Origin of the sequence: Streptomyces sp. NPDC093984 (assembly GCF_044764595.1) — a bacterium.
GTDB classification, from domain to species: domain Bacteria; phylum Actinomycetota; class Actinomycetes; order Streptomycetales; family Streptomycetaceae; genus Streptomyces; species Streptomyces cynarae.
This window is the reverse complement of sequence record NZ_JBIWIM010000022.1, coordinates 1-26,157: the sequence shown is the minus strand read 5'-3', so window position 1 is coordinate 26,157 and position 26,157 is coordinate 1. Positions and strand designations below refer to the sequence as shown.

The 26,157-nt window shown below is 72.3% G+C and carries 21 protein-coding genes; 14 read left to right on the top strand and 7 right to left on the bottom strand.

Translation table 11 applies throughout. From position 1 onward, the window contains the following. Positions 1-135 precede the first annotated feature (135 nt). A complete protein-coding gene (locus tag ACIRC0_RS36915; protein WP_403625640.1) occupies positions 136-894 on the bottom strand; it encodes a TIGR03089 family protein in 759 nt (252 codons plus the stop codon). 137 nt (positions 895-1,031) lie between these two features. On the opposite strand from ACIRC0_RS36915, the gene ACIRC0_RS36910 reads away from it, so the two are divergent. Next, positions 1,032-2,585: an N-acetylmuramoyl-L-alanine amidase gene (locus ACIRC0_RS36910; RefSeq protein ID WP_403625637.1), complete on the top strand. Its 1,554-nt coding sequence runs from the start codon at positions 1,032-1,034 to the stop codon at positions 2,583-2,585. Positions 2,586-2,734: 149 nt separating this feature from the next. Further along, positions 2,735-3,820, top strand: coding sequence for a sugar phosphate nucleotidyltransferase (locus tag ACIRC0_RS36905; RefSeq protein WP_403625634.1), 1,086 nt, complete (start codon positions 2,735-2,737; stop codon positions 3,818-3,820). Positions 3,821-3,872: 52 nt separating this feature from the next. Here the strand turns inward: ACIRC0_RS36905 and ACIRC0_RS36900 are convergent, their stop codons facing one another. From ACIRC0_RS36900 to ACIRC0_RS36885, 4 genes are all read right to left on the bottom strand, one after another. Further along, positions 3,873-4,874, bottom strand: coding sequence for a DNA-3-methyladenine glycosylase family protein (locus tag ACIRC0_RS36900; protein WP_403625631.1), 1,002 nt, complete (start codon positions 4,872-4,874; stop codon positions 3,873-3,875). Between the two features lie 102 nt (positions 4,875-4,976). Further along, positions 4,977-6,308 carry a coenzyme F420-0:L-glutamate ligase gene (locus tag ACIRC0_RS36895; RefSeq protein ID WP_403625708.1) on the bottom strand — a complete coding sequence of 444 codons (1,332 nt, stop codon included), beginning with the start codon at positions 6,306-6,308 and terminating at the stop codon, positions 4,977-4,979. A gap of 14 nt (positions 6,309-6,322) precedes the next feature. Continuing rightward, on the bottom strand, positions 6,323-7,306 hold the full coding sequence (gene cofD, locus ACIRC0_RS36890; RefSeq protein ID WP_403625628.1) for a 2-phospho-L-lactate transferase: 984 nt from the start codon (positions 7,304-7,306) through the stop codon (positions 6,323-6,325). Between the two features lie 136 nt (positions 7,307-7,442). Continuing rightward, complete coding sequence (locus ACIRC0_RS36885) at positions 7,443-7,949, bottom strand: cysteine dioxygenase (RefSeq protein WP_403625626.1); 507 nt, start codon at positions 7,947-7,949, stop codon at positions 7,443-7,445. A 703-nt stretch (positions 7,950-8,652) separates the two neighbouring features. Here ACIRC0_RS36885 and ACIRC0_RS36880 point away from each other — a divergent pair. From ACIRC0_RS36880 to ACIRC0_RS36870, 3 genes are all read left to right on the top strand, one after another. Then, on the top strand, positions 8,653-8,916 hold the full coding sequence (locus tag ACIRC0_RS36880) for a WhiB family transcriptional regulator (protein WP_003975777.1): 264 nt from the start codon (positions 8,653-8,655) through the stop codon (positions 8,914-8,916). A 271-nt stretch (positions 8,917-9,187) separates the two neighbouring features. Next, positions 9,188-12,799, top strand: coding sequence for a glycosyltransferase family 2 protein (locus tag ACIRC0_RS36875; RefSeq protein ID WP_403625623.1), 3,612 nt, complete (start codon positions 9,188-9,190; stop codon positions 12,797-12,799). Beyond that, positions 12,796-14,319 carry a DUF5719 family protein gene (locus ACIRC0_RS36870; RefSeq protein ID WP_403625620.1) on the top strand — a complete coding sequence of 508 codons (1,524 nt, stop codon included), beginning with the start codon at positions 12,796-12,798 and terminating at the stop codon, positions 14,317-14,319. The genes ACIRC0_RS36875 and ACIRC0_RS36870 overlap by 4 nt, the downstream gene beginning before the upstream one ends. Before the next feature lie 101 nt (positions 14,320-14,420). On the opposite strand, the gene ACIRC0_RS36865 is transcribed toward ACIRC0_RS36870, so the two are convergent. Continuing rightward, a complete protein-coding gene (locus tag ACIRC0_RS36865) occupies positions 14,421-14,870 on the bottom strand; it encodes a metallopeptidase family protein (protein WP_403625705.1) in 450 nt (149 codons plus the stop codon). Between the two features lie 404 nt (positions 14,871-15,274). Between ACIRC0_RS36865 and ACIRC0_RS36860 the strand changes: the two genes are divergently transcribed. The 8 genes from ACIRC0_RS36860 to ACIRC0_RS36825 all read left to right on the top strand — a co-directional run bounded on the left by ACIRC0_RS36860 (position 15,275) and on the right by ACIRC0_RS36825 (position 23,649). Then, positions 15,275-15,652, top strand: coding sequence for a DUF3499 domain-containing protein (locus tag ACIRC0_RS36860; protein WP_234511851.1), 378 nt, complete (start codon positions 15,275-15,277; stop codon positions 15,650-15,652). Positions 15,653-15,856: 204 nt separating this feature from the next. Continuing rightward, on the top strand, positions 15,857-17,221 hold the full coding sequence (locus ACIRC0_RS36855) for a phosphomannomutase/phosphoglucomutase (protein WP_403625617.1): 1,365 nt from the start codon (positions 15,857-15,859) through the stop codon (positions 17,219-17,221). A 128-nt stretch (positions 17,222-17,349) separates the two neighbouring features. Beyond that, positions 17,350-17,520, top strand: coding sequence for a Trm112 family protein (locus ACIRC0_RS36850; RefSeq protein WP_403625615.1), 171 nt, complete (start codon positions 17,350-17,352; stop codon positions 17,518-17,520). A 28-nt stretch (positions 17,521-17,548) separates the two neighbouring features. Then, entirely contained in the window at positions 17,549-18,676 is a 1,128-nt protein-coding gene (locus ACIRC0_RS36845; protein ID WP_403625612.1) for an SIS domain-containing protein, read from the top strand. A 140-nt stretch (positions 18,677-18,816) separates the two neighbouring features. Next, complete coding sequence (gene manA, locus ACIRC0_RS36840) at positions 18,817-19,968, top strand: mannose-6-phosphate isomerase, class I (RefSeq protein WP_403625609.1); 1,152 nt, start codon at positions 18,817-18,819, stop codon at positions 19,966-19,968. A 171-nt stretch (positions 19,969-20,139) separates the two neighbouring features. After that, positions 20,140-21,117, top strand: coding sequence for a cation diffusion facilitator family transporter (locus ACIRC0_RS36835; RefSeq protein ID WP_403625606.1), 978 nt, complete (start codon positions 20,140-20,142; stop codon positions 21,115-21,117). Positions 21,118-21,438: 321 nt separating this feature from the next. Next, positions 21,439-22,896 (top strand): adenosylhomocysteinase, encoded by a 1,458-nt coding sequence (gene ahcY, locus ACIRC0_RS36830; protein ID WP_366028276.1) that lies wholly within the window; start codon positions 21,439-21,441, stop codon positions 22,894-22,896. Between the two features lie 138 nt (positions 22,897-23,034). Continuing rightward, entirely contained in the window at positions 23,035-23,649 is a 615-nt protein-coding gene (locus ACIRC0_RS36825; RefSeq protein ID WP_403625603.1) for a hypothetical protein, read from the top strand. A 45-nt stretch (positions 23,650-23,694) separates the two neighbouring features. Here the strand turns inward: ACIRC0_RS36825 and ACIRC0_RS36820 are convergent, their stop codons facing one another. Then, a complete protein-coding gene (locus ACIRC0_RS36820) occupies positions 23,695-24,651 on the bottom strand; it encodes an RDD family protein (RefSeq protein ID WP_403625600.1) in 957 nt (318 codons plus the stop codon). A 90-nt stretch (positions 24,652-24,741) separates the two neighbouring features. Here ACIRC0_RS36820 and ACIRC0_RS36815 point away from each other — a divergent pair, with 90 nt between their 5' ends. Further along, positions 24,742-25,749, top strand: coding sequence for a stage II sporulation protein M (locus ACIRC0_RS36815; protein ID WP_403625597.1), 1,008 nt, complete (start codon positions 24,742-24,744; stop codon positions 25,747-25,749). Positions 25,750-26,157: the final 408 nt, after the last annotated feature.

Genomic DNA, 26,157 nt, shown 5'->3' with positions numbered 1-26,157 from the left:
ATACTGGTCCGGATGGACGCCGACCGCGCCTCTATAGGGGCGCGGGGCTGGGACAATCGTGCGGCTCCTCGGCGTGGCGTCATCAGCCGCGAGGGACCCGCGGTCGAACAACGAGCGGGAGCCGCACGGCGCTGATCAGCTGACAGCCGTCGCCGTCACCTTCTCGCTCTCGATCCGCTTGGCCAGCCCTTCCTCTCCCAGCCGCTCGAGATGCCGGCACAACACGACCGAGCCCCCCGCGGCCAAGGGCGCGTACAACCCGGCGCTCAACCCCGCCCACGTGTCGTACGGCAACCCCGACAGCAACCGTGCCCCGGGCCCCGTCAGCCCGAGGGGCAGCGCCTCCGCCCGGGCCCGCTCCACGACCTCCGCCGCCGTGTACTCGGCCCCGGCGACGATCAGCGCCGGCTCGTCCGGGTCGACGGGGGCGTACGGCTGGAAGCGGTCGCCCTGGCTCGGCACTTCGACGGCGTAGTCGACGAAGCCGTCCGGGGCCTGCGGGAAGCGGCCGCCGAGGGGGCGCAGGGCGAGGGCCACGCGCTCCCCGGAACAGGCGCGCGCCGAATCCAGTGTGTCGGGACCGCTGACCACGAGGTCGGCGGCGGCCGGATCGCCGCCGACGTCCGCGAGGACGCCCACGGACGAGCAGGCGAGCAGCCACACCGCCGTCTGCCAGTGCGCGGGCAGCAGCAGCGCGACCCGGTCGCCGGGCTCGGCGGCGAGGTCACCCTGAAGGAGGTTGGCGGTCTTGGCCACCCAATTGGCGAAGGTGGCCACGGAGAGTTCGACGCGTTCGCCCGTGGCGTCGTCGTAGAAGGTCACCAGGGGGCGCGCGGGGTCCGCGGCGAGCGCGGATCGCAGCAGGTCGGCGGGGGTGCGATCGGTGGCGTTCACGGCGCAAGAGTACGCGGGGGCGGGCGTGCGCGCGTCGGTGGCGGGGTGTCGGGCGCCACCGGATCGGCCGAGTGTGGTCGACGGGTCGTCAGATTCCAAATGGACATATATGTCTGACTATGTTCAAGATCGTGTGCATGCGTGGATATCTTGCTTCCTCGATCGGCGCCACCTGCGCGGCGGTACTGACCCTCCCGCTCGCGATCCCGGCCGCGGTGGCCGGAACGGGTGTGCGGGGTCCGTCGGCTTCGGCAGCCGTCCCCGGCAGTACCCAGTCCCTCCCCCTCGTGCCCTTCACCCGTGCCGCCGGGGCGGTGGTCGAAGCGGGTCTGACCCCGCAGGCGGTGCGCTCCTTCTCCCTCGTCGGCGTCGTCTGGGACGACCCGGGCATCGAACTCCACGGTCACGTCGAGGTCCGTACCCGCGCGAGCGGGACGCACCAGTGGTCCGAGTGGCAGGAGCTCGAGACGCACCACCGCGGCCACGGCCCCGACCCCGGCACCGCAGAGGGGCGGTCCAGCAAGGCGCGCGGGGCGACCGCGCCGCTGTGGGTCGGTGACTCGGACGCGGTGGCGGTACGGGTGAGCGCCGAGGGGGACGACACCGGAACGACACGATCACCGGCGCTCCCCAACGGACTCCGTGTCGAACTGGTCGACCCCGGCGTGGATTCGAAGGCGGGCGCCCCCGGCCCCACCGCCCACGCCGCCGCGCCGGAACCGTCGAACGGGGGCGCACCCGACACCGCGGCCGGCGCGGGCTCCAACGCGTTCGGCCGGGACGCCGGTCGCGCGTCCCTGGATGACAGCCCGGCCCCGTCACCGTCCCGCGAGGGGCAGGAGCCGCAGGGGGCAAGGGAAACGCGGGGACCGCAGGGGACGGTGAAGGAACCGCCGGACACGGCGGAGGAGACCGTCGACCCTGCGCAGGGGACGGCGAACCCCGCGAAGGAGACCCCGAACCCCGCCAAGCAGACCCCGAACCCGACGAAGGGTACTGCGAATCCTGTACAGGGGACCGCAAACCCGGCAAAGGAGACCGCGAGCCCCGCGGAGACCGCCGGCCCCGCGAAGGAGGCCACCCACACCGCCCCGCGCCCGAAAATCGTCACCCGCAGCGGCTGGGGCGCCGACGAGACCCTGCGCGAGGCGGGCTTCGTCTACACCGGCAGCGTGAAGGTGGCGTTCGTGCACCACACGGCGTCGGGCAACAACTACACCTGCGCCCAGGCGCCTTCCGTCATCCGCAGTATCTACCGCTACCACGTGGTGAGTAACGGCTGGCGGGACATCGGCTACAACTTCCTCGTCGACAAGTGCGGGACCGTCTACGAGGGCCGCGCCGGAGGCATCGACCAGCCCGTGCTCGGCGCCCACACCCTCGGGTTCAACAGCGACAGCACGGGCATCGCCGTCATCGGCACCTACTCCGGCAGCACCAAGCCGCCGGCCCAGACGCTGGACGGCGTGGGCGCACTGGCCGCGTGGAAACTCGGTCTGTACGGCATGGATCCGCGCGGCACGACATACCTGGTGTCCGGGGGTGGCAATCTGTACCCAAAGGGTCAGAAGGCGCGACTGAATGTGCTCTCCGGCCATCGCGACGGGTACGCAACGGACTGTCCTGGTGCGCAGCTCTACGGCAAACTCGCCACAATCCGCTCCACCGCGGCCCGCCTGCAGGGCCGCTGAGGACGGAGGCCGTCGCATGACGAAGGTGCCCGAGGGGGACCTCTCTCACGGTCCTCATAACGCCCCTTGCGGTCCTCGCAACACGGTCTGCATACACTGGTCGGCCGATTCACAGTTTGGCCGGTCCCGGCAGGAAGCAGAGACGACAGGTGACAGAAGCGATCCTCCTGGTCGGCGGTAGAGGCACCCGACTTCGCCCGCTCACGGTGAACACCCCCAAGCCGATGGTTCCGGCGGCCGGGGTCCCGTTCCTCACACACCAGCTGGCGCGGGCGAAGGCGGCGGGCGTGGAGCACATCGTGCTCGCCACCTCCTATCTGGCAGAGGTCTTCGAGCCGTACTTCGGTGACGGCTCGTCCCTCGGCCTCCGCCTCGAGTACGTCACGGAGGAGGAGCCCCTCGGCACGGGCGGCGCCATCCGCAACGTGGCAAGCCGCCTCCAGTCCGGTCCCGAAGACCCGGTACTGGTCTTCAACGGGGACATTCTCACGGGCCTCGACATCAGCGCCCTGGTCCACACCCACCAGTCGACGGGCGCGGACGTGTCGCTGCACCTGACGAAGGTCACGGACCCGAGGGCGTTCGGCCTGGTCCCGACCGACGAGACGGGCCGGGTGACGGCGTTCCTGGAGAAGCCGCAGACCCCCGAGGAGATCGTCACCGACCAGATCAACGCCGGCGCGTACGTCTTCCGCCGCTCGGTGATCGACACGATTCCCGTGGGCCGCCCGGTGTCGGTGGAACGCGAGACGTTCCCGGACCTGCTGGCGGCGGGAGCCCATCTGCAGGGCATGGTCGACTCCACGTACTGGCTGGACCTGGGCACCCCGGCGGCCTTCGTGCGCGGCTCGGCGGACCTGGTCCTCGGGCGGGCGCCGTCCCCGGCCGTGCCCGGCCGCTGCGGCGACCGCCTGGTCCTGCCGACGGCCTCGGTCGCGTCGGACGCGAAGCTGACGGACGGCACGGTGGTGGGCGAGGGCGCGTTCGTCGGAGAGGGCGCCCGGATCTCGGGCAGCACGGTGCTCTCCGGCGCCGTCGTGGAGCCCGGGGCGGTCATCACCGACTCCCTGATCGGCGCCCGGTCCCGCATCGGCGAGCGCTCGATCGTCACGGGCGCGGTCATCGGTGACGGCGCGGTGGTCGGCGCGGACAACGAACTCCGAGAAGGAGTACGGGTCTGGTGCGACGCGCGGATCCCGGCGGGCGCGGTGCGCTTCTCCTCGGACCAGCAGTAGCGCCTTTCGGCGACGCCGGGTGCCCTGTCTCACGTGGGCACCCGGCGTCGCGCTACAACCGCCCGATGTCGCCCCGCCGCATCCGCGGGGCGCGCCGCGGCGGCGCACACCCGCTCAACAGGATCAGCCGTGCCGCCCGGTGCCGCTGGCCGGCGTACAGCTGAAGCAGCGACAGCATCACGGAGTCGTCCGCGTCCCGGTCCCCGGCCAGCGCGTATCCGACGATCCCGGGCAGATGCAGGTCCCCCACGGTCACCGAGTCCGCCGCCCCGTGACTGCGCTGCACGGTCTCCGCCGAGGTCCACGGGCCGATCCCGGGCACCATCTCGAGCCGCGTCTGCGCCTCGGCCGGCTCCATCCCCACCGCCTGCTCCAGCCGGGCGGCGACCCGCACGGCCCGCAGGATCGTCGACGCCCGCTTGTTGTCGACCCCGGCCCGATGCCACTCCCAGGACGGAATGAGCGCCCACGTCCGCGGCGCCGGCATCACATGCATCCGACCCGGCGCGGGTCCCGGCGCCGGTTCCCCGAACTTCCGTACGAGCAGCCGCCAGGCCCGGTACGCCTCGTCCGTCGTGACCTTCTGCTCCAGGATTGACGGAATCAGCGACTCCAGTACCAGGCCGGTCCGGGTGAGCCGCAGTCCCGGCCGGCGGTGCCGTGCCAGCGCGACCAGTCGGTGCCGTGGCTCGAAGGCGTCGGGATCGTCCAACGCGCCGAGCAATTCCGGCAGTTGGTGCAGCAGCCACTCCGCCCCGGGCCCCCAGGCCTCCGCCTCGGCGACCCCGCCCCGGAGCGCGACCCGCAGCGTGCCCGGACCGAGCGGCGTACGGCTGGCCCGCCACACCGATCCGTCGGGCGTCGCCCGGAAGGTGGGATCGGCGGGCCCGCGCCGCAGCGGCCCGAGCACCAGGCCCAGGTCCAGTGGCCCGGGCGGCGTCCAGGTCCGCCGCCGTCCGGGTGCGGCGGCCGGCCGCGGAACGCCCGCGGGCACGACGACATGCCCACCACGCGCGGTCGTGGGGGTGGGGCGGGGAGCGAATCGTCCGGCCACGGATGAGGTCCTGGTGATGGGTGTCGTGGTGTTCTGGGTGTCGTCCTACGAGGGTAGAGGCGCGTGCCCGGCTCCATGCGCCTTGCGGCGGCGCTCCCCGGCTCACCGCACCTCGATGAACGCCCCCGCATCCCGCTCCGGCCGCGGCTTCGGTTCCTCAGCCGGATGCCCCACCGCCACGGCGCCCATCGGCTCCCAGCTCTCCGGCAGTTCCAGCACCTCGCGGACGACGTCCCGGCAGAACATCGTCGAGGACACCCACGCCGAGCCCAGCCGCTCCCCGGCGAGCGCGACGAGGAGGTTCTGCACGCCCGCGCCCGTCGCGACCACGAACATCTCCCGCTCGGCCGCGTCCCGGCGCGCGTCGCCGTAGGTGTGGGAACCGTCCATGACCATGCACGGCACGACGAGATACGGCGCGTTGCGCAGCACGTCCCCGCGCCGGACGCGCTTGGCGATGGACTCCTCGGTCTTCCCGTCCCGTCGCAGGTCCGCGATCCACGCGTCCCGCATCGCGTCGAGCAGCCGCGTCCGCGACTCCTCGGACTCCAGCAGCACGAACCGCCACGGCGTGGTGTGGTGCGGCGCAGGAGCCGTCACGGCGGCGGCCACCGCACGGCGTACGGCACCGGGGTCGACGGGCTCGTCGGTGAACGCGCGCACCGTACGCCGCTGGGTCACCGCCTCCCGTACCGCCTCGGACGTGCCCAGCCGGAACATGTCGTCGCGCGCACCGCGCACCATCGCCCGCGCGCCGTCGCCGTGGTCGCCGGTCACCACGTGCGGCAGCCCGCGGACCACCGCGACGGGCAGCCCGGCGGCCTTGCCCTTGACCAGGTCGCCCGCGGCCGCCAGCTCGTCGGCGGTGGCGACGACGGTCGCGCTCAACGGGTTGCCGTGCGCGTCCGTGCCGCCGCGCAGGTCGTCGAGGACCCGTACGCCCGCCGCCCCGATGGCGACGTCGGTGAGCCCGGTGCGCCAGGGCCGCCCGAAGGTGTCCGTGACGATCACGCCGACCTCCACGCCGAGCGTGTCCCGCAGCCCCTCGCGGATGGCGCGCGCGGACGCGTCGGGGTCCTCGGGCAGCAACAGCACCGTGCCCGCGGGGGTGTTGGAGGCGTCGACACCGGCGGCGGCCATCACCAGGCCCTGCCGGTTCTCCACGATCCTGAGCGGACCGCGCCGGGCCACGACCCGCACGGTCTCGGCGTCGATGGCGGCCTCGCGGTCGTCCGCCCGGACGACACGTCCCTCCGCCTTCGAGACGATCTTGGAGGTGACGAGCAGGACGTCGCCGTCGACGAGCCCCGGCTCGGCCGCGGCGATCACCTTGGCGAGGTCGTCGCCCTCACGGATCTCCGGCAGCCCCGCAAGCGCCCAGACCCGGTAGGCGGGCGCCGCCACGGGAGCCCCGCCGCCGGCCCCGGCATCCATGGAAAGCCCGCCGCTCAAACCCCCCGCACCTCCTCCGCCAGCGCGAGGGCCTCCCGGGCCATCAGCGCCGTCGCCTCCAGGTCCGTCATCATCAGCGGTACCGCGCGGCAGCGGATGCCGGCGGCCTCCACGCGCTCCACGGCGGCCGCGTCCACCGTGTCGACGAGCCAGCCGTCCAGCAGCCCCGAGCCGTAGTGCTCGGCCACCGCCGCGGCCGTGGACTCCACGCCGACCGCCGCGAGCACCTTGTCGGCCATCCCGCGCACGGGAGCGTCACCGATGATGGGGGACAGGCCCACCACCGGGACCCCGGCGTCCGCGATGGCCTCCCGGATGCCGGGGACCGCGAGGATCGTGCCGATGGAGACGACGGGGTTGGACGGCGGGAAGAGGATCACGTCCGCCTCGGCGATCGCCTCCAGGACACCCGGTGCGGGCTTCGCCTGCTCGGCGCCGACCGGCACGACCGCCTCGGCCGGGACGGAGGCGCGCAGCCGCACCCAGTACTCCTGGAAGTGGATCGCCTTGCGCTCGCCCGGGCCCGCGCCGGAGCCGCTGTCGGGCAGGGTGACGGCGACATGGGTCTCGACGCGGTCGTCCGACATGGGGATGAGCCGGACCCCCGGCTTCCAGCGGTCGCACAGGGCCTCCGTCACCGCGCTCAGCGGGTAGCCCGCGCCCAGCATCTGGGTCCGCACGATGTGTGTGGCGAAGTCGCGGTCGCCCAGCCCGAACCACTCCGGTCCGACGCCGTACGCCGCGAGTTCCTCCTTGAGGTGGAAGGTCTCGTCGGCCCGGCCCCAGCCCTGTTCCTCGTTGATGCCGCCGCCGAGCGTGTACATCACCGTGTCGAGGTCCGGGCAGACCTTCAGCCCGAAGAGGTGGATGTCGTCGCCGGTGTTGCCGATGACGGTGATCTCCGCGTCGGGCGCGGCCCGCTTCAGACCCCGCAGAAACCGGGCACCGCCGATGCCGCCTGCCAGAACCACAATGCGCATGGGTGCAGTCTTGCAGGCGCCTAGGACAACGCGTGACCCGGCGGTGACACCCGCGACGCCGCCCGGCACGCGGCCGGTCCCGACCCGCCGCCGGCGGGCTCCCCTTCTGTCCGGGGCTCCTCTTCTTCCGGGGCTCTCAGGCCGTGACCGTGTCCACCGTGCCGCGCTCCGCCGCGCACGCCCTGGTGTGCATCGGCATCTCCGTCAGCCCGGGGAAGTAGACGTGCAGGCTGACCGCCGGTTCCAGTGCGTCGTTCACCACTTCGTGTACGTAGCCGGGCGCGAACACGCGCTGCGCCCCCGTGCGCAGTGCGCGCGTGCCGCGCTCCGTGCGCTCCGTGAGTGCGCCGTGCAGGACGGTCAGTACGCCCGACGAGCGCCCGTGGTCGTGCAGCCCGCTGCCCTGCCCGGGCACCCAGGACAGCAGCCACACCTCGTAGCCGGGTCCGGTCTGCAGCCGGTGGTACCAGCGGGAGGTCGCGTCGTACCGGACCAGGTGCTCCCACCGGGAGCGGTCGGCGGCGACGGAGCGGGCGAGCCCGGCGAACTCGGCCACGGTGACGGGGTGCTCGCGCGGCGGCTGAAGCAGGTGCGGTACTTCCAGGATGTCGCCGGCGATCTGCAGGTCGCTGTCGCTGTTCATGGATGCAGTGGTTCCTCGGCGGGAGAGTGCGGGGGGTGGGGTGTCGCGTGTCGTCCGCCCGGGTCACGGGCATGGCGCGAGCCCTGGTGCGGGCGGAGGGAACTACGGCCGGGCCGTGTGGACCCGGGAGCGGCCGGAGCGCGGGGGAAGGCTCAACAGCCGGAACAGCAACAGCTACAGCGAGCGCGGGCAGCACCGTGGGACCCGGCGGTGCGGGTCTGGGTGAGTGCCGAGTTCGCGAGCATGCCCACTAGCACATCGGTTCACACCTTTCCCTGTCAACTTGACGTCCGCCATGTGGGAGCTGTTTCACCTCATCCGGTTCATCCTGCAGAGGAAAGGTTTGTTCAGTGCAGTCGGGGGGACACATGGCGCACCGCCGGGCGCGTGGACGTCGTTGCGATCTCGTGATCCGAATGTGATCCGGTTCGCTTCGGCGCGCGTGTCGGAACGAGATCGAACTGCTGGGCGTCCTTCTCGGTGAGGGGTGACAGGGCCACCTGGGCCCCCACAGGCTGTCAGGGTTTATGCCGATTTGAACACTTTCCGCATAGCCTTGGTTCCGCAGAGTGAATAAGGGGCCCAATAGCAGATCTCGGCTTGACTGGCCCGGATCGGCACACTTGTAATTTCACTCGTGTCGTTCAGCCGGATTCGGTAACGGCTACATCACGGGGACGCGAAAGACAGACGAGGGGCGCACATGACCGAGCTGGTGCAGCAACTGCTGGTCGACGACGCGGACGAGGAACTCGGCTGGCAGGAGCGCGCGCTGTGCGCCCAGACCGACCCCGAGTCCTTCTTTCCCGAGAAGGGCGGCTCCACCCGCGAGGCCAAGAAGGTCTGCCTCGCCTGCGAGGTCCGCTCCGAGTGCCTCGAGTACGCGCTCGCCAACGACGAGCGGTTCGGCATCTGGGGCGGCCTGTCCGAGCGTGAGCGCCGCCGCCTGAAGAAGGCCGCCGTCTGACGTCACTGTGGTCACCGTCCACACCGTCCGAAAAGAGTCCTTCAGGACGTCGTAAAGCAGTCGCACGCGGTGTGGCGGGCCGGTCCGCCCGGCGAGCGGCGAAAAGCCGCACATCCTTTCGTAACGAATGGCCCGTCGCAGGTGGGTTGTCCACAGGCGGCGGGCCGTGATCTTGTCCAGCCGTTAGTGTGGGCCTCCGTCCGAGACGTCCCGCTGCCCCCTCGGGGCACAGGCGTCCACCGCAGTCCAACGAACCGGGGCCCGTACCTCGATGTCCGTGCACAGCCATACGGCGGTCCAACACGACCCGTCCCCACCAGAGTTCCCGCGTCACGTGGTCACCGCGGTGCTCGTCGCCCACGACGGCGCCCGCTGGCTGCCCGACGCGCTCGCCGGGCTGCTCGGCCAGGAGCGCCCCGTGCAGAACGCCGTGGCGGCCGACACCGGCAGCGCGGACGACTCCGCCCAGCTGCTCACCGACGCCCTCGGCCCCGACCGCGTCCTGCACCTGGCCCGGCGCACCGGTTTCGGCCAGGCCGTCGAGGAGGCGAGCCGCTCCGCGCCCGTACCGACCCCCGACGACCTGCCGTACCTCAAGCGCCCCAGCGGCTGGGACCCCGTGACCCGCACCTGGCGGGACGACGCCTACGACATGCCCGAGCTGCCGTACGGGGAGCCGGTGCAGTGGCTGTGGCTCCTGCACGACGACTGCGCCCCCGAACCGGGCGCACTGGCCGAGCTGTTGCGCGTCGTGGAGCACGAGGCCGAGCTGGGTCGCGAGGTCGCCGTCGTCGGCCCCAAGCTCCGCGGCTGGTACGACCGCCGGCAGCTGCTCGAGGTCGGCGTCACCATCGCCAACTCCGGCCGTCGCTGGACCGGCCTGGACCGCCGTGAACAGGACCAGGGCCAGCACGACCACGTCCGGCCGGTGCTGTCCGTGTCCACCGCCGGCATGCTGATCCGGCGTGACGTCTACGAGCAGCTCGGCGGATTCGACCGGAACCTGCCGCTGATGCGTGACGACGTCGACCTGTGCTGGCGCGCCCAGGCCGCCGGCCACCGCGTCCTCGTCGCCCCCGACGCGGTCGTACGGCACGCCGAGGCGGCCTCCCGCGAGCGACGCACCGTCGACTGCGTGGGCCGCACCGCGGCCTCCCCGCACAAGGTCGACAAGGCGGGCGCCGTCTACACCCTCCTTGTCAACGCCCGATCCGCACAGCTGCCCTGGGTCCTGCTCCGTCTGGTGCTCGGCAGCCTGCTGCGCACGGTGGCGTACCTCGTCGGCAAGGTGCCCCGGCAGGCCGTCGACGAGATCCGCGGCCTGCTGGGGACGCTGTTGCGGCCCGAGCGGATCATCGCCGGACGCCGCAGGCGCGGCCGCCCGCAGGTCGACAAGGGCGAGCTGCGCGCCCTCTTCCCACCGCCCGGAGCGACCGTCCGGGCCACCGTCGAACAGGTCGCGAGCAACCTGGTGGGCCGCTCCGACCCGGAGGTCTCCTCGGCCGGCCGGCACGGCGGCGGCCTGGAATCCGGACCCGGAGGTGACGACGCCGACTTCCTGGAGGTCGAACAGTTCGCCCGCCTCAAGCGCATCGCCCGCAAGCCCGGACCGGTGCTCTTCGGCGTCCTCCTGCTCGTCTCGCTCGTCGCCTGCCGCGCGCTGCTCGGCGGTGGCGCGCTCGCGGGCGGCGCGCTGCTGCCCGCGCCCGCCGACTCCTCCGAGCTGTGGTCGCGCTATCTCGACGCCTGGCATCCGGTGGGCGCCGGCGGTACGCATTCCGCGCCGCCCTATCTCGCGCTAGTCGCCCTGCTCGCCTCGATGTTGCTGGGCTCCACCGGTCTCGCGGTCACGGTGCTGCTCGTCTGCTCGGTGCCGCTCGCCGGGTTCACCGCGTACTTCGCCTCACGCCCCCTCGTCGAGTCGCGGCTGCTGCGCGCGTGGGCGTCCGTCGCCTACGCCTTCCTGCCCGCAGCCACCGGCGCCCTCGCCGGCGGCCGCATCGGCACCGCGGTCCTCGCGGTCCTGCTGCCGCTCATCGCGCGCGCGGGCATCGCGGCCAGTGGCCTCGCCCACGCCTCCGGCGCGCGTGGCAGCTGGCGCGCCACCTGGGCCTACGCACTCCTGCTGACGACCACCACCGCGTTCACCCCGATCGTGTGGCCGATCGCCCTGGTCCTGGGCGTCGCGCTGCTCGTCGTGCGCCGCAACGACATCGTCGCCTACGGTCTGCGCTTCCTCGCCCAGGTCGGCACCCCGCTGCTGGTGCTCGCCCCGTGGTCGCTGTCACTGCTGCCGTTCGGCTTCTTCAAGGAGGCCGGTCTGGCGTACGGCGCGAGCGCGGCCTCCGCCTCCGACCTGCTCGGCGCCAGCCCGGGCGGACCGGGCACGGTCAGCGGGCTGATGCTCATCGGCGTCGTCCTCGCCGCGCTGGCCGCCCTGATGCGCGGCGAGCGCCAGGCCGCCGTCTGGACGGCCTGGGCGGCCGCCCTGGTGGCGCTCGTCTTCGCGGTCCTGTCCAACCGCTCCGCCTGGGCCGGCCCCGCCACCCTCGTCTACGGCCTCGCGCTGCTGGCCGCCGCGGCGGTCGGTGCGGACGGCGCACGCGCGCGCGTGGCCGAGCAGAGCTTCGGCTGGCGCCAGCCGGTCGCCGCGCTCATCGCGTTCGCGTCCGCGGCCGGGCCCCTGCTCATCGCCGCCGGGTGGATGATCCGCGGCGCGGACGGGCCGCTGGAGCGGCGCGACCCCGTGCAGGTGCCCGCGTTCGTCGCCGAGGAGAGCGGCACCAGTGACCAGGCCCGCACTCTCGTCCTCGACGGCGAATCCACCGCACGCGTGGGCTACACCCTGGTCCGTGGCTCCGGCGCCCGCCTGGGCGACGGCGAACTCGCCGCCGAGGACGGCGAGAACAAGCAGCTCGACAAGGTCGTCGCCAACCTCGTCGCGGGTTCCGGCGCCGACCAGGCCGACGAACTCGGCGGCTTCGCCGTGCGCTACGTCCTCGTCCGCAAGGGCGCGCCCCGAGACATCAGCCGCATCCTGGACGCCACGCCCGGCCTGAGCCGGCTCAGCCAGCAGGACGGCAGCGCCCTGTGGCGGGTCGACCACGAGGTCTCCCGCGCCGCGATCGTCGGCGGCACGGACGCGCCGCAGCCCGTCGCGGCCGGACCCGTGGAGATCCACACCACGATCCCCTCGGGCGGCGAGGGCCGCGTCCTGCGGATCGCCGACACCGCCGACCCGGACTGGACCGCCACCCTGGACGGCAAGCCGCTCACCGCCACCACCGTGGACGGCTGGGCCCAGGGCTTCCGACTGCCCGCCTCCGGCGGCACGTTGGACGTCACCTATGACACTCCGTTCGGCCACACCGCCTGGCTGTGGGCGCAGGGCGCGCTCGCCGTCGTCCTGGTGGTGCTCGCCCTGCCCGGACGCCGCCGTGACGTCGACGACGATCTCCCCGAGGAGCGGGTGGTGCCCGCCCAGGACACCACCGGCGAGGGCCGCCGCGCCCGCCGGCTGCGTGCGCAGGCCGAGGCGGAAGAGGCCGCCCAGGACGCCGACACCCCGCCCGCCCCTCCGCAGGAGCCCCCCGCCGCCGTCCCGCACCAGCCGGCGTACGGGGAGTGGGACACGACGGGCTACGCGGACACCGAGTACGACTCCTACGGCGGCGAGCACTACCAGGGCGTCCCCCAGCAGTACGCGCCGGGCGCCTACGAGCAGCAGCAGTACCAGGCCGACCCTTATCAGGGCGCCCAGTACGACCCGTACGCGTACGGCAACACGGCGCCGTACGACCCGACGTACACCCAGGGCTACGCCACGCCGTACGACCCGGCGCACGGCACCGACAGTGAGCGCCCCGACGGGAGCCAGCAGTGAACCGTACGACCCTGTCCCTGATCGTCGGCGCGACCGCGCTCGCCGCCGTCACCGGATTCGCGGCACTCGGCGCGCCGGCCGCCTCCGGCAACGACACCCCGAAGCCGGCCGCACGGCTGCCGGTGGAGCAGACCCGGCTGCTGTGCCCCCAGCCGAGCAACTCGGACATAGCCGACACCTCGTACACGTCCTTCACGCCGGTCGCGCAGGGCACCGGCGGCAGCGGCAAGGCCCAACTGACCGCGGCGGCCGAGCAGTCGGCGGACAGCACGGACACCGGCAAGAGCGGCAAGGCGGGCAAGAGCAAGGGCAAGAAGCAGTCCGACGCGCCGCCACTGACCCCCAAGCAGCCCGGCACCCCGGCCACCGGGGACGGCTCGGGCGCCGACACGCCCGCGCTGATCGGCACCGCCACAGGCAGGTTCGCGCCCGGCTGGACGGTCCAGGAGACCACCGCGGTGGCCGTCGGCTCCGGGCGCGGCTTGCTCGGCGTCAACTGCACCGCCCCCGACACCGAGTTCTGGTTCCCGGGCGCCAGCACCGCCGCCTCGCGCACCGACTACGTGCACCTGACCAACCCCGACGACTCCGCCGCGGTCGTGGACATCGAGCTGTACGGCAAGGACGGCAACCTGAAGTCGGCGGTCGGCGAGGGCATCACCGTCCAGCCGCACTCCAGCGAACCGGTCCTGCTGTCCACGCTCACCGCAGCGAAGGAGAGCGACCTCACGGTCCACGTCAGCGTCCGCAGCGGCCGGGTCGGCGCCGCCGTGCAGGCCCTGGACGACAAGACGGGCGGCGACTGGCTGTCCGCCTCCACGGACCCGGCGGGATCCCTGGTGCTGCCCGGCATCCCCAAGGACGCCACCGACGTGCGTCTGGTCGCCTTCGCGCCCGGCGACTCCGACGCCGACCTCAAGGTGCGCCTCGCCTCGCCCTCCGGGGAGATCACCCCGGCCGGGAACGAGACGGTGCACGTGAAGGCCGGCATGACCACCGCCGTGGACCTCGGCGACATCACGCGCGGCGAGGCCGGCTCCCTGGTGCTGACGCCCGCCGACACCCCGGTCCCGGTGGTCGCCGCGCTGCGCGTGGTGCGGGGCAAGGGCGGCGGGCAGGAGTCGGCGTTCATCCCGGCCACCGCGCCGGTCGGCACGCGCGCGTCGGTCGCCGACAACAGCGCCAAGGACACCACGCTCGCGCTGGTCGCACCGGGCGCCACGGCCACCGTCAAGGTCACCGCGTCCGCGGGCAGCGAGGGCGGCACGCCCGTGACGAAGCAGTACACGATCAAGGGCGGCACGACACAGGACGTGGACGTGCCCGTGCCGAGCGGCCTGAAGGGCACCTACGCGCTCACCGTGGAGACGCTCTCCGGCGGCCCCGTCTACGCCTCCCGCACCCTCCGGACGACCATCGAGGGGCTGTCGGCGTTCACCGTGCAGACCCTGCCGGACGACCGGGGCACGGTGGCCGTGCCGGAGGCGCGACAAGATCTGTCGGTGCTGCTGAAGAAGTGACGGAAGGCTCCGTGAGCGTGCGAAGGATCCGTGAGCGTGCGAAGGATCCGTGAGCCTGCGGAATTCCGTGAGTAGGCGGAAGGGTCCGTGAGCGTGCGGGCTCAGTCCTCGCCGTAGCGCGGATCCACCGTCTCCGGTGTCAGCCCCAGCAGCTCCGCCACCTGCTCCACGACCACCTCGTGGACCAGGGCGGCACGCTCGTCGCGGCCCTTGGTGCGGATCTCGACCGGGCGCCGGTAGACCACCACGCGAGCGCGGCGGCCGTCGCGGGCCGGGACGGTGCCTCCCAGGGGTACGGCCTCGTCGCTCCAGCCCGCGCCGGGGCCGTCCAGGCGCGGCACCTCCAGAACCAGGAAGTCGATGTCGGCGAGCTGCGGCCAGCGCCGCTCCAGGCGCTCCACGGAGTCCTGCACCAGATCCGCGAACACCTCGGCGCGGCTCGCGGAGAGCGGCACCTGGGGCGGTGCGACGGGGCCGCGCATGCCTCGGCCGTGGCGGTCACGGCGGCGGGGCCCGGGTGCGGCGGCGCGGGGCGGTACGGGGGTGTCCATCACTGAAAGAAGCGTAGTCCCCGCCCGGGCGTCACGCCCGGCCCCACGCGAACCGACGCCGCTTCGGCCGCGCCGCTTCGGCCACGCCCCTCCGTCCGGGCTCGCCCCGGACGGTCCGGCCCCGGGGGGCGGAGGTCACACGGCATGTCGCCGGATGACCATTCCAGCCAAGCTTGGGCTCGATTCCGTATGCCTCCGAGACCGCCGAGCTCATGAACTTTGACGCGGTTTGTACCAAGTGGTGACCGCTTTGAGAGCCGTCCTGCATCTCGTCATGGGCTGTCCACGCAGGTCAGCCAGGCGACCCCGAAAGGGGGTGTGGGGTGTTTCACAGCACGACACGGTGGAGTGACCTGGGGGAGAGTCGTCGCGGCCCGCTCAAGAGTGCGGTACCGTCCAACGTCGTGAGCCCTGTACGTCGCTGTTCGCGCACCGCTTGCGGCCGACCCGCCGTCGCGACGCTGACGTACGTCTACGCCGACTCGACCGCGGTCCTCGGCCCGCTCGCCACCTACGCCGAACCCCACTGCTACGACCTGTGCGCCGAGCACTCCGAGCGGCTGACCGCCCCGCGCGGCTGGGAGGTCGTCCGGCTGCTGGACGGCTCGGCCCCCGCGCGCCCGAGCGGCGACGACCTCGAGGCGCTGGCCAACGCGGTCCGCGAGGCGGCTCGCCCGCAGCAGCGCGCGGCCGAGGCGGGAGGCGGCAGCGCCCGTACGGCCGACCCGATGGAGGTCGCACGCCGCGGCCATCTGCGAGTCCTGCGCTCACCCGACAACTGAGCGTCCACCCTCCTCGTCACCCCTCCTTTCCACCCCCCTGATCGCACGCCCTGCCCCTGTCAGGCGCGGTCCCGCGGACCCGTGTGCCGGTGATATCCGGTATGAACTCCGTTCGAACTGTTCGTCGGATCCCGGGGCCCCCGGTTGGGCACCGGCCCCAGCAGGTAATTTGGGGGCATCGTTGAGAACTCAGGAGGGTTGGCCGTGGCTGCTGATCTGTCGCAGATCGTGAAGGCGTACGACGTACGCGGGGTGGTCCCGGACCAGTGGGACGAGACGCTGGCCGAGCTGTTCGGCGCGGCTTTCGCCCAGGTGACCGGTGCGGACGCGATCGTGATCGGCCATGACATGCGGCCCTCGTCCCCGGGCCTGGCGGACGCCTTCGCGCGTGGAGCCGCCGGACGCGGTGCCGACGTCACCGAGATCGGCCTGTGCTCGACGGACCAGCTGTACTACGCGTCGGGCGCGCTGAACCTGCCGGGCGCCATGTTCACCGCCTCGCACAACCCGGCGAAGTACAACGGCATCAAGATGTGCCGCGCGGGCGCCGCGCCCGTCGGCCAGGACACGGGTCTCGCCGAGATCCGCGCCCTGGTCGAGGAGTGGCTGGACGGGGAGGCGCCGCAGCCCGTGGAGACGCCGGGCACGATCACCCAGCGCGACACGCTCGACGACTACGCGGCCTACCTGCGCTCGCTCGCCGACCTGACCTCCATCCGCCGGCTGAAGGTCGTCGTCGACGCCGGCAACGGCATGGGCGGCCACACCGTGCCGACCGTCCTCGCCGGACTGCCCGTCGACCTGGTCCCGATGTACTTCGAGCTGGACGGCACGTTCCCGAACCACGAGGCCAACCCGCTCGACCCGAAGAACATCGTCGACCTGCAGAAGCGGGTGCGTGAAGAGGGCGCCGACATCGGCATCGCCTTCGACGGCGATGCGGACCGCTGCTTCGTCGTCGACGAGCACGGCGACCCGGTCACCCCGTCCGCGATCACCGCGCTGGTCGCCGCCCGGGAACTGGCCAAGCACGGCGGCAAGGGCACGATCATCCACAACCTGATCACGTCCTGGTCGGTGCCCGAGGTCGTCCGGGAGAACGGCGGCTCGCCGGCCCGCACCCGCGTCGGCCACTCCTTCATCAAGGCCGAGATGGCCCGCACCGGCGCCATCTTCGGTGGCGAGCACTCCGCGCACTACTACTTCAAGGACTTCTGGAACGCCGACACGGGCATGCTGGCCGCGCTCCACGTCCTCGCGGCCCTCGGCGGCCAGGAGGGCCCGCTCTCCCAGCTCGTGGCCGAGTACGACCGCTATGTGGGCTCCGGCGAGATCAACTCCACGGTCGACGACCAGAAGGGCCGCCTCGCCGCCATCAAGGCCGCCTACGAGGGCCGCGAGGGCATCGAACTGGACGAGCTGGACGGCCTGACGGTCTCCTCCGCCGACTGGTGGTTCAACGTCCGCCCGTCCAACACCGAACCGCTCCTGCGCCTGAACGCCGAGGCGAGGGACGAGGCGACCATGGCGAAGGTCCGGGACGAGGTCCTGGAGATCATCCGGGCCTGACGCCCCGCCACACGCCGCGCCAGGCGGGGCGGGGCGCACGGCAGCGCCCGCCCCGCCCAACCCCCGCATGCCGCCGCCCGCAGCGGTAGTCTGACCAGGCCAAGCGCACCAGCCCGAAGGGACCCGTCATGCCGCTCGAAGCCGGCCTCCTCGAGATCCTCGCCTGCCCGGCGTGCCACGCACCGCTCAAGGAGGAGGAGAGCGAGCTGGTCTGCACCGGCCAGGACTGCGGCCTCGCGTACCCCGTCCGTGACGGCATCCCGGTCCTGCTCGTCGACGAAGTCCGCCGCCCCGCCTGACGCACCCGGCGATCGGAGGCTGGAGCCCATGCTCGACGAATCGCTGCTCGACGACCCCGAGGCGCTGGCGCGCGCCGACCGACGCGGACTGCTCCGGGGCGCCGCCGAGGCAGGCGCCCGGGTCCGCACGGCCGTGCGGTTCGCCGCCGAGGCGGGGGTCAACGACCTGAGGCCCGACGGCCGGCCGCGAGCCGTGCTCATCGCGGGCCCCGGCACCGCCTCCGTGGGCGTCGCCGAACTGCTCGGCACCCTCGCCGGCGCCGCCTGCCCGGTCGTCCGCATCCACCCCACCGGCGTCGCCCCCGCCGCCGGCGCCCTGCGCTGGGAGCTGCCCGGCTGGGCCGGGCCCGTCGACCTGCTGCTCATCGCCACCCCCGACGGCTCCGAACCCGGCCTCGGCATCCTGGTCGAGCAGGCCTACCGCCGCAACTGCACCGTCGTCGCCGTGGCCCCCGCCCGCTCCCCGATCACGGAGGCGGTGACCGCCGCCCACGGCCTGTTCGTGCCCATGGCGACCGCCCCGTACGAGCCGGAGGAACCCCTCGCCGCCTCCGCGCCCGGCGTCCTGTGGGCCCTGCTCACCCCGCTGCTCGCCCTCCTGGACCGCACCGGCCTGCTCTCCGCGCCGCCCGACGTCCTGGAGAAGGTCGCCGACCGCCTCGACCAGGTCGCCGAACGCTGCGGCCCGGCCATCGCCACCTACAGCAACCCCGCCAAGAGCCTCGCCGCCGAACTCGCCGAAGCGCTCCCGGTGATCTGGACGGAAGGCGTCTCCGCCGCACCCGCCGGCCGCCGCTTCGCCGCCGCGCTCGCCGAGCTGGCCGGCCGTCCCGCGCTCACCGCGCAGCTGCCCGAGGCACTCGCCGCGCACGGCGTGCTGCTCTCCGGCCCACTCGCCGCGGGCGCCGACCCCGACGACTTCTTCCGCGACCGGGTCGAGGAGGCACAAGCCCTGCACGCGCGCGTGGTGCTCCTGCGCGACCGCCCCATCGGCGGCCTGAGCGCCGCCCCCACCGCCCGAGACCTGGCCCTCAGCCACGACACGGCGATCAGCGAACTCGAACCCGAGGACGGCGACGAGCTGGAGACCCTCGCGGAACTGATCGCCATCACGGATTTCGCCGCCGTTTACGTGGCGCTCGCTTTCGCGGCCTGACGTGGCTCTGTCACCGGAAAGGTCCGCCGCGGACCTTTCCGGCCACAGCACTAGGCTCACACCATCTGACCAGCGCGCACCGGTCGACCCGTCCAGAGCGGCGCCGACCGGGAGCGTACGTACGGAGACGAAGAAAACTCATGGATCGCCTCGACAACACCATCCGCCCCTACGCCTGGGGTTCGACCACCGCCATCCCCCGGCTCCTCGGCGTGGAGCCGACCGGTGAGCCGCAGGCGGAGATGTGGATGGGCGCCCACCCCGGCGCACCCTCGCGCACCCCGCGCGGCCCCCTGAACGAGGTGATCGACAAGGCTCCGGAACACGAACTGGGGGAGCGGACGGTCGCCCGGTTCGGCCCCCGGCTGCCGTTCCTGCTGAAGATCCTCGCAGCCGGCGCCCCGCTCTCCCTCCAGGTCCACCCCGACCTGGAGCAGGCGAAGGAGGGCTACGCCGACGAGGAGCGCCGCGGCATCCCCGTCGACGCGCCCCACCGCAACTACAAGGACGCCAACCACAAGCCCGAACTGATCTGCGCCCTCACCGAGTTCGACGGCCTGTGCGGCTTCCGCGCCACCGACGCCGCCGCCGACCTGCTCGCCGGCCTCGACGTCGACTCCCTCAAGCCCTACGTCGACGTGCTGCACGCCCACCCCGAAGACGCCGCCCTGCGCGAGGTCCTCACCGCCGTGCTGAGCGCCGACCCCGAGGAGATGACCCACACGGTCACCGAGGCGGCGGCCGCCTGCGCCCGCCTCGGCGGCGCCTACGCCCCGTACGCCGACATCGCCCACCACTACCCCGGTGACCCGGGTGTGATCGCCGCGATGCTGCTCAACCACGTCCGGCTGCAGCCCGGCGAGGCCCTCTACCTCGGAGCCGGCGTCCCGCACGCCTACCTGAGCGGCCTCGGCGTCGAGATCATGGCCAACTCCGACAACGTCCTGCGCTGCGGCCTGACCCCCAAGCACGTCGACGTCCCCGAACTGCTGCGGATCGTCCGCTTCGAGGCGGGCGACCCCGGTGTCCTGCGCCCCGAGGCCTCCGCGGACGGCGAGGAGGTCTACGAGACCCCGATCGACGAGTTCCGCCTGTCCCGGTACGTGGTGACCCAGGGCGCCGCCCCGCACGACCTCACGCGCGCGACCCCGCAGATCCTGCTGTGCACGGCCGGTTCCGTCCGCGCGGGCGACCAGGTCCTCGCGCCCGGCGAGTCGGTGTTCGTACCGGCGGAGGACAAGGCCGAGGTGTCCGGGGCCGGTACGGTCTTCCGGGCCACGGTCGCCGCCTGACACCGTCGCCCGGCCCCCGGGCCGGGCGCCGTCGCGGTCCCGGCCCGGCGCACCGCTGTCGGAGCCTGCTGCAACAATGGCCCACCGGCAAAGGACGGGCAAAGCCCCGGACGGCGTACGGTACGTACGGACGTCCCGGGCGCGACGGCTAGGAAGGGACAACGCGAACACATGAGCGCGTCAGGCGGCACCAGGGCGATCGTGGCGGCACTCGGCGCCAACCTCGCGATCGCGGCATCGAAGTTCGTCGCGTTCGCCTTCAGCGGCTCGTCGTCGATGCTCGCGGAGGGCGTCCACTCGCTCGCCGACTCCGGCAACCAGTTCCTGCTGCTGATCGGCGGCAGGCGCGCCCGCCGCGAGGCGACCCCGCAGCACCCGTTCGGCTACGGCCGCGAGCGGTTCATCTACGCCTTCCTCGTCTCGATCGTCCTCTTCTCCATCGGCGGCATGTTCGCCATCTACGAGGGCTACGAGAAGATCCGGCACCCGCACGCCCTCGAGAACTGGTACTGGCCGGTGGGCGTCCTCATCTTCGCGATCATCGCCGAGGGCTTCTCCTTCCGCACGGCGATAAAGGAGTCCAACGAACTGCGCGGCAAGCTCTCCTGGGCGCAGTTCATCCGCCGGGCGAAGGCCCCGGAGCTGCCGGTCGTCCTCCTGGAGGACTTCGGCGCGCTCATCGGTCTGGTCCTCGCCCTCGGCGGCGTCGGCCTCGCCCTGCTCACCGGCGACGGCATCTGGGACGGCATCGGCACCGTCTGCATCGGTGTCCTCCTCGTCCTGATCGCCCTGGTCCTCGCCGCCGAGACCAAGTCCCTGCTCCTCGGCGAGGCCGCGGGCGTCGACGTGGTCAAGCAGATCGAGGCGGCGATCGTCGACGGCGAGACGGTCACCGGCCTCATCCACATGCGCACACTCCACCTGGGCCCCGAGGAACTGCTCATCGCCGCCAAGATCGCCGTGCAGCACGACGACACGGCCGCCCAGGTCGCCTCCGCGATCAACGCCGCCGAGGCCCGTATCCGCGACGCCGTCCCCATCGCCCGCGTCATCTACCTGGAACCGGACATCTACAGCGAGGCCGAGGCCGCTAAGGGCCCGGACCCCGAGGCGACGCCCGGCGGCCCGGGACCGAGCACCGGTCACTGATCACACCGCCGAGCCGTGACGGACCATGTGAGGGCCTCGATCACACGGCCCGCGACCGGGATGCCGTCCGCAGGCAATCGGGCGTCTTCCGAGGCGGACTGGGGACGGCTGGGTCCTCCGGTGTAGCTTGGAACGGAGCCAGACGTCGCTGCTGATGGCGGTCGGGCGGTCCAGGACGGGCCGGCCGAGGGAGAGAGGGCCTCCGACGGACTGCGCTGCGCGCACGTGGGCATGCCTGTGTCCTCTTTCGGGCACCCCTGTGCCCGCCGCCGCGCAGACCAGCCGTACCCACCTCGACCCAACCCCGAGGAGCAGCTCGCAATGACGACTGTCGAGAACCGACAGGACTTCAAGGTCGCCGACCTCTCGCTGGCCGAGTTCGGCCGCAAGGAGATCACCCTCGCCGAGCACGAGATGCCCGGCCTGATGGCGATCCGCAAGGAGTACGCCGAGGCGCAGCCCCTGGCCGGCGCCCGCATCACCGGCTCCCTGCACATGACCGTCCAGACCGCCGTCCTCATCGAGACCCTCGCCGCCCTCGGCGCGCAGGTCCGCTGGGCGTCCTGCAACATCTTCTCCACCCAGGACCACGCGGCCGCCGCCATCGCCGTCGGCCCGAACGGCACGCCCGACAACCCGCAGGGCATCCCCGTCTTCGCCTGGAAGGGCGAGACGCTCGAGGAGTACTGGTGGTGCACGGAGCAGGCGCTGACCTGGCCGGACAGCCCCACCGGCGGCCCGAACATGATCCTCGACGACGGCGGTGACGCCACCCTCCTCGTCCACAAGGGCGTCGAGTACGAGAAGGACGGCAAGGTCCCCTCGCCCGACACCGCCGAGTCCGACGAGCACCGCGTCATCCTCCAGCTGCTGACCCGCACCCTGGCGGAGAACCCCCAGAAGTGGACCCAGCTGGCGTCCGAGATCCGCGGCGTGACCGAGGAGACCACGACCGGCGTCCACCGCCTGTACGAGATGCAGCGCGAGGGCACCCTCCTGTTCCCGGCGATCAACGTCAACGACGCCGTCACCAAGTCGAAGTTCGACAACAAGTACGGCTGCCGCCACTCCCTGATCGACGGCATCAACCGCGCCACCGACACCCTCATCGGCGGCAAGACCGCGGTCGTCTGCGGCTACGGCGACGTGGGCAAGGGCTGCGCGGAGTCCCTGCGCGGACAGGGCGCCCGCGTGATCGTCACCGAGATCGACCCGATCTGCGCGCTGCAGGCCGCCATGGACGGCTACCAGGTCACGACCCTGGACGAGGTCATCGACAAGGCCGACATCTTCGTCACCACGACCGGCAACCGGGACATCATCATGGCCAGTGACATGGCCAAGATGAAGCACCAAGCGATCGTCGGCAACATCGGCCACTTCGACAACGAGATCGACATGGCCGGCCTGGCCAAGGTCCCCGGCATCGTCAAGGACGAGGTCAAGCCGCAGGTCCACACCTGGACCTTCCCCGACGGCAAGAAGATCATCGTCCTCTCCGAGGGCCGCCTGCTGAACCTGGGCAACGCCACCGGTCACCCGTCGTTCGTGATGTCCAACTCCTTCGCGGACCAGACGCTGGCCCAGATCGAGCTGTTCACCAAGCCCGACGCGTACCCGACCGGCGTCTACGTGCTGCCCAAGCACCTCGACGAGAAGGTCGCCCGCCTCCACCTGGACGCGCTCGGAGTGAAGCTCACCAAGCTCCGCCCCGAGCAGGCCGCGTACATCGGCGTCGAGGTCGAGGGCCCGTACAAGCCGGACCACTACCGATACTGACCGACCCCCGGTCCGAAGGCAGGCCCCCGCACCCCCGTGCCGGGGGCCTGCCTCCTTTCCAGACCACTGGGCCTTTCCAGACCACCGGGCCCATCCAGGCCACTGGGCGGACCGGCCCCGTCAAGCTCCAGGACCCTCATGCCCCGCGGCCGCTATTCGCTTCACGACCCGCACGACCAGACCCTCCTCGCCGAAGAACACTTCCAGTGCGCGCCGGGCCCCACCGGCTGGCGCTATGTCTCCCAACTGACCACCCCCTCCGGCGATCACGCAGGCTCCGTCGACCTAGCCCTCGACGAGCTCGGCCGCCCCATCCGCCTCGAACTCCACGCCTCGAGCTGGCAGGTACGGGGCGCCGCCCTCGACGGCGTCACCTGGGTCCGCACCGACCCCACCGGCACCCATGCCACCGAAGGCAATGTCCGCGCCCACGCCTTCACCGGCACATCCCCCGCTTTCCTCGTCGCCACCGCCCGTCTGCTGCGCCTCACCCCCTCTTCCTCCGAGACGCGCGTACGCCTCGTCGCCTTCACCGATCCGGTCCTCGCCCCCCGCACCGTGGACCAGTCCTGGGCCCTGATCGCAAGAGAAGCACACACCACTGACAACGCCCCCCTCATCGTGGACGAATACCAGGTCACAGCCCTGGACACGGGTGAGCGGCACACCGTTCACATCGCGGGAGACGTGGTGCTGACGGCACCGGGCATCGAGCTGGAGGACCTCCAGTCGCCGCCGTCGGTGTTTCCATGACAGCCACCCGGCGGTGACCGCGACAGCCACCGGCGGCGACCGCGGTTACGCGGGCGGCGCGAAGCCGGTGGAGGGCCGAGCCGGCGGTTCGGGGTGTGTGGGCTGCATGGGCGGCGTCGGTGCCGGCTGCGGGTCCTGCGAGTCCTGCGGGTCCTGCGAGGCGACGGGCACCGGGGCCCGGGGCGGGGCGTAGGGCTGCTGCTGAACTGCGGCGCCGGTCTGCGGACCACCCTCGACGGCCTCGACAACCCCCCAGCCACCGGATGCCCGCCGGGCCTCCCGTGCCTGCCGCTCCTGCACCACCGCCGCCAGGTAGGCCGCCGGCGGCACCCCGGGCGGTGTCGGCACGCCCGTACGAGCCGCGAGGTCCGCGGCGAGACGTTCCGCCATCGTCCAGCCCACCTGCGGATCCAGCTGGTGCATCCGGGTCAGGTACTGCCGGATCGCCAGCCACAGCCCGTCCGGAACGGCCGAGAGGTCGAGCGCGGAGAACCGCCCGGCCAGCCACGGTGGCGGCGGAGGCACGAGGGACGCACGACCGGCGGGCACCCGCTCGCGCACGACGAGCGTGCCCGCGAACACGTCACCGAGCCGCCGCCCCCGTGCCGACACGAGCGAGGCGATGCACGCCACCACCCCGAAAGTCATGAGGATCTCGACCACACCGACCGCGCCCCGTGCCAATGCGTGCCGGAACCGGATCGGCCCCCCGTCGTCCCGCACCACCCGCAGCCCGCACGCCAGCTTGCCCAGCGAACGCCCATGGCTCAGCGTCTCCACCGCGATCGGCCCGCCCACCAGCACGAGGACGAAGGCGGCGATCGACACCGCAGTCTGCGCGGCCTCGTCAAGGCCGGACGTGGACGCCACCAGGGCGATCACCACAAGGACGTAGGCGACCACGGCCACCACCAGGTCGAGCAACACGGCCAGCGCCCGGCTCGGCAGCTTCGCGGGGCGCAGCTCCAGCGCCACCGCCTCACCCGTCACTAGCTCACTCACGCCGACCGTCCTTCCCCTGACCCGCCCCGGAGTACGACAGTCTGCCAAGCTGAGGGCACATCGCGCCGCAGTACGAGGAGCAGCCCATCCATGGACCTCGACGTGTTCGTGTCCGCCCACCGCGCCGAGTGGGACCGCCTCGAGGCCCTGCTGCGCCGCCGGCGCCGCCTCACCGGAGCCGAGGCGGACGAACTCGTCGCCCTCTACCAGCGCACCGCCACCCATCTCTCGCTGATCCAGTCCAGCGCACCCGACCCCCAGCTCACCGGCCAGCTCAGTCAACTCGTGGCACGCGCGCGCAGCGCCGTGACGGGCACGCGCCGTGCCTCGTGGCGCGACGTCACGCGCTTCCTCACGCACGGTTTCCCCGCCGCCGTCTACCGTTCGCGCCGCTGGTGGATACCCACGGCACTGCTCTCCACGGTGGTGGCGGTGCTCCTGGGGTGGTGGATCGGCACCCACCCGGACGTCCAGGCATCGATCGCGGCCCCCGGCGAACTACGCGACCTGACACGCCCCGGCGGCGAGTACGAGACGTACTACTCCAGCCATCCCGCCGCCGCGTTCGCCGCCCAGGTGTGGACGAACAACGCCCGAGCCGCTGCGATGTGCCTGGTCCTGGGCATTTTCCTGGGGCTCCCGGTGCTGTGGATCCTCTTCGAGAACATGCTGAACCTGGGGGTCGGCATCGGCCTGATGTCCTCGGCCGGCCGCCTCGACACCTTCCTCGGCCTGATCCTCCCGCACGGGCTGCTGGAACTGACGGCCGTCTTCGTGGCCGCCGGAACAGGGCTGCGACTCGGCTGGACCCTCATCGACCCGGGTCCTCGCACCCGCCGCACCGCCCTCGCCGAGGAGGGCAGGGCTGCCTTGGGCATGGCCATCGGGCTCACCCTGGTCCTGTTCGTCTCGGGCGCCATCGAGGGGTTCGTGACCCCCTCCGGCCTTCCCACCTGGGCCCGGATCGCGATCGGCATCGCCGCTGAGCTGGCCTTTCTCGCGTACGTCTATGTCCTCGGCGGACGAGCGGTGCAGGCCGGGGACACGGGGGACGTCGATGCGGACGAGCGCAGCGCGACCGTTCCGACGGCAGCGTGACCGCAGCGTGACCGGAACGGCCCCTCCGGATGTGCGTGATCCGGTGTCGGCCTGCTAATCTCCTCTTCGCCCCACGGGACCTGTTGACACGGGTGGCGTGGGGAGGTAGATTCAGACAGTTGCCTGGAGGTGGAGGTATCCACCCACAACAGGAACAGCGAGCATCTGCCGGCTCTCGGGGCGATCAGTTCCGAAGAGCCTCCCCGATTGATTCAGAAGTGGTCGGCGGTAAGTCCGCCCCAAAAGCTCTGATAAAGTCGGAACCGCCGGAAAGGGAAACGCGAGAGCGAGAACCTGGAAAGCACCGAGGAAATCGGATCGGAAAGATCTGATAGAGTCGGAAACACCGAAGGGAAGCGCCCGGAGGAAAGCCGAGAGAGTGATTCTCTCCGGTGAGTACAAAGGAAG

Bases quoted from the DNA above. Each gene is read 5' to 3' on its own strand.
- ACIRC0_RS36910 (WP_403625637.1), top strand. From the start codon at position 1,032: ATGCGTGGATATCTTGCTTCCTCGATCGGCGCCACCTGCGCGGCGGTA.
- manA (WP_403625609.1), top strand. From the start codon at position 18,817: ATGGATCGCCTCGACAACACCATCCGCCCCTACGCCTGGGGTTCGACC.
- ACIRC0_RS36885 (WP_403625626.1), bottom strand. From the start codon at position 7,949: ATGAACAGCGACAGCGACCTGCAGATCGCCGGCGACATCCTGGAAGTA.
- ACIRC0_RS36825 (WP_403625603.1), top strand. From the start codon at position 23,035: ATGCCCCGCGGCCGCTATTCGCTTCACGACCCGCACGACCAGACCCTC.
- ACIRC0_RS36895 (WP_403625708.1), bottom strand. From the start codon at position 6,308: ATGGATGCCGGGGCCGGCGGCGGGGCTCCCGTGGCGGCGCCCGCCTAC.
- ACIRC0_RS36865 (WP_403625705.1), bottom strand. From the start codon at position 14,870: ATGGACACCCCCGTACCGCCCCGCGCCGCCGCACCCGGGCCCCGCCGC.
- ACIRC0_RS36845 (WP_403625612.1), top strand. From the start codon at position 17,549: ATGCTCGACGAATCGCTGCTCGACGACCCCGAGGCGCTGGCGCGCGCC.
- ACIRC0_RS36835 (WP_403625606.1), top strand. From the start codon at position 20,140: ATGAGCGCGTCAGGCGGCACCAGGGCGATCGTGGCGGCACTCGGCGCC.
- ACIRC0_RS36875 (WP_403625623.1), top strand. From the start codon at position 9,188: ATGTCCGTGCACAGCCATACGGCGGTCCAACACGACCCGTCCCCACCA.
- ACIRC0_RS36850 (WP_403625615.1), top strand. From the start codon at position 17,350: ATGCCGCTCGAAGCCGGCCTCCTCGAGATCCTCGCCTGCCCGGCGTGC.
- ACIRC0_RS36880 (WP_003975777.1), top strand. From the start codon at position 8,653: ATGACCGAGCTGGTGCAGCAACTGCTGGTCGACGACGCGGACGAGGAA.
- ahcY (WP_366028276.1), top strand. From the start codon at position 21,439: ATGACGACTGTCGAGAACCGACAGGACTTCAAGGTCGCCGACCTCTCG.
- ACIRC0_RS36815 (WP_403625597.1), top strand. From the start codon at position 24,742: ATGGACCTCGACGTGTTCGTGTCCGCCCACCGCGCCGAGTGGGACCGC.
- cofD (WP_403625628.1), bottom strand. From the start codon at position 7,306: ATGCGCATTGTGGTTCTGGCAGGCGGCATCGGCGGTGCCCGGTTTCTG.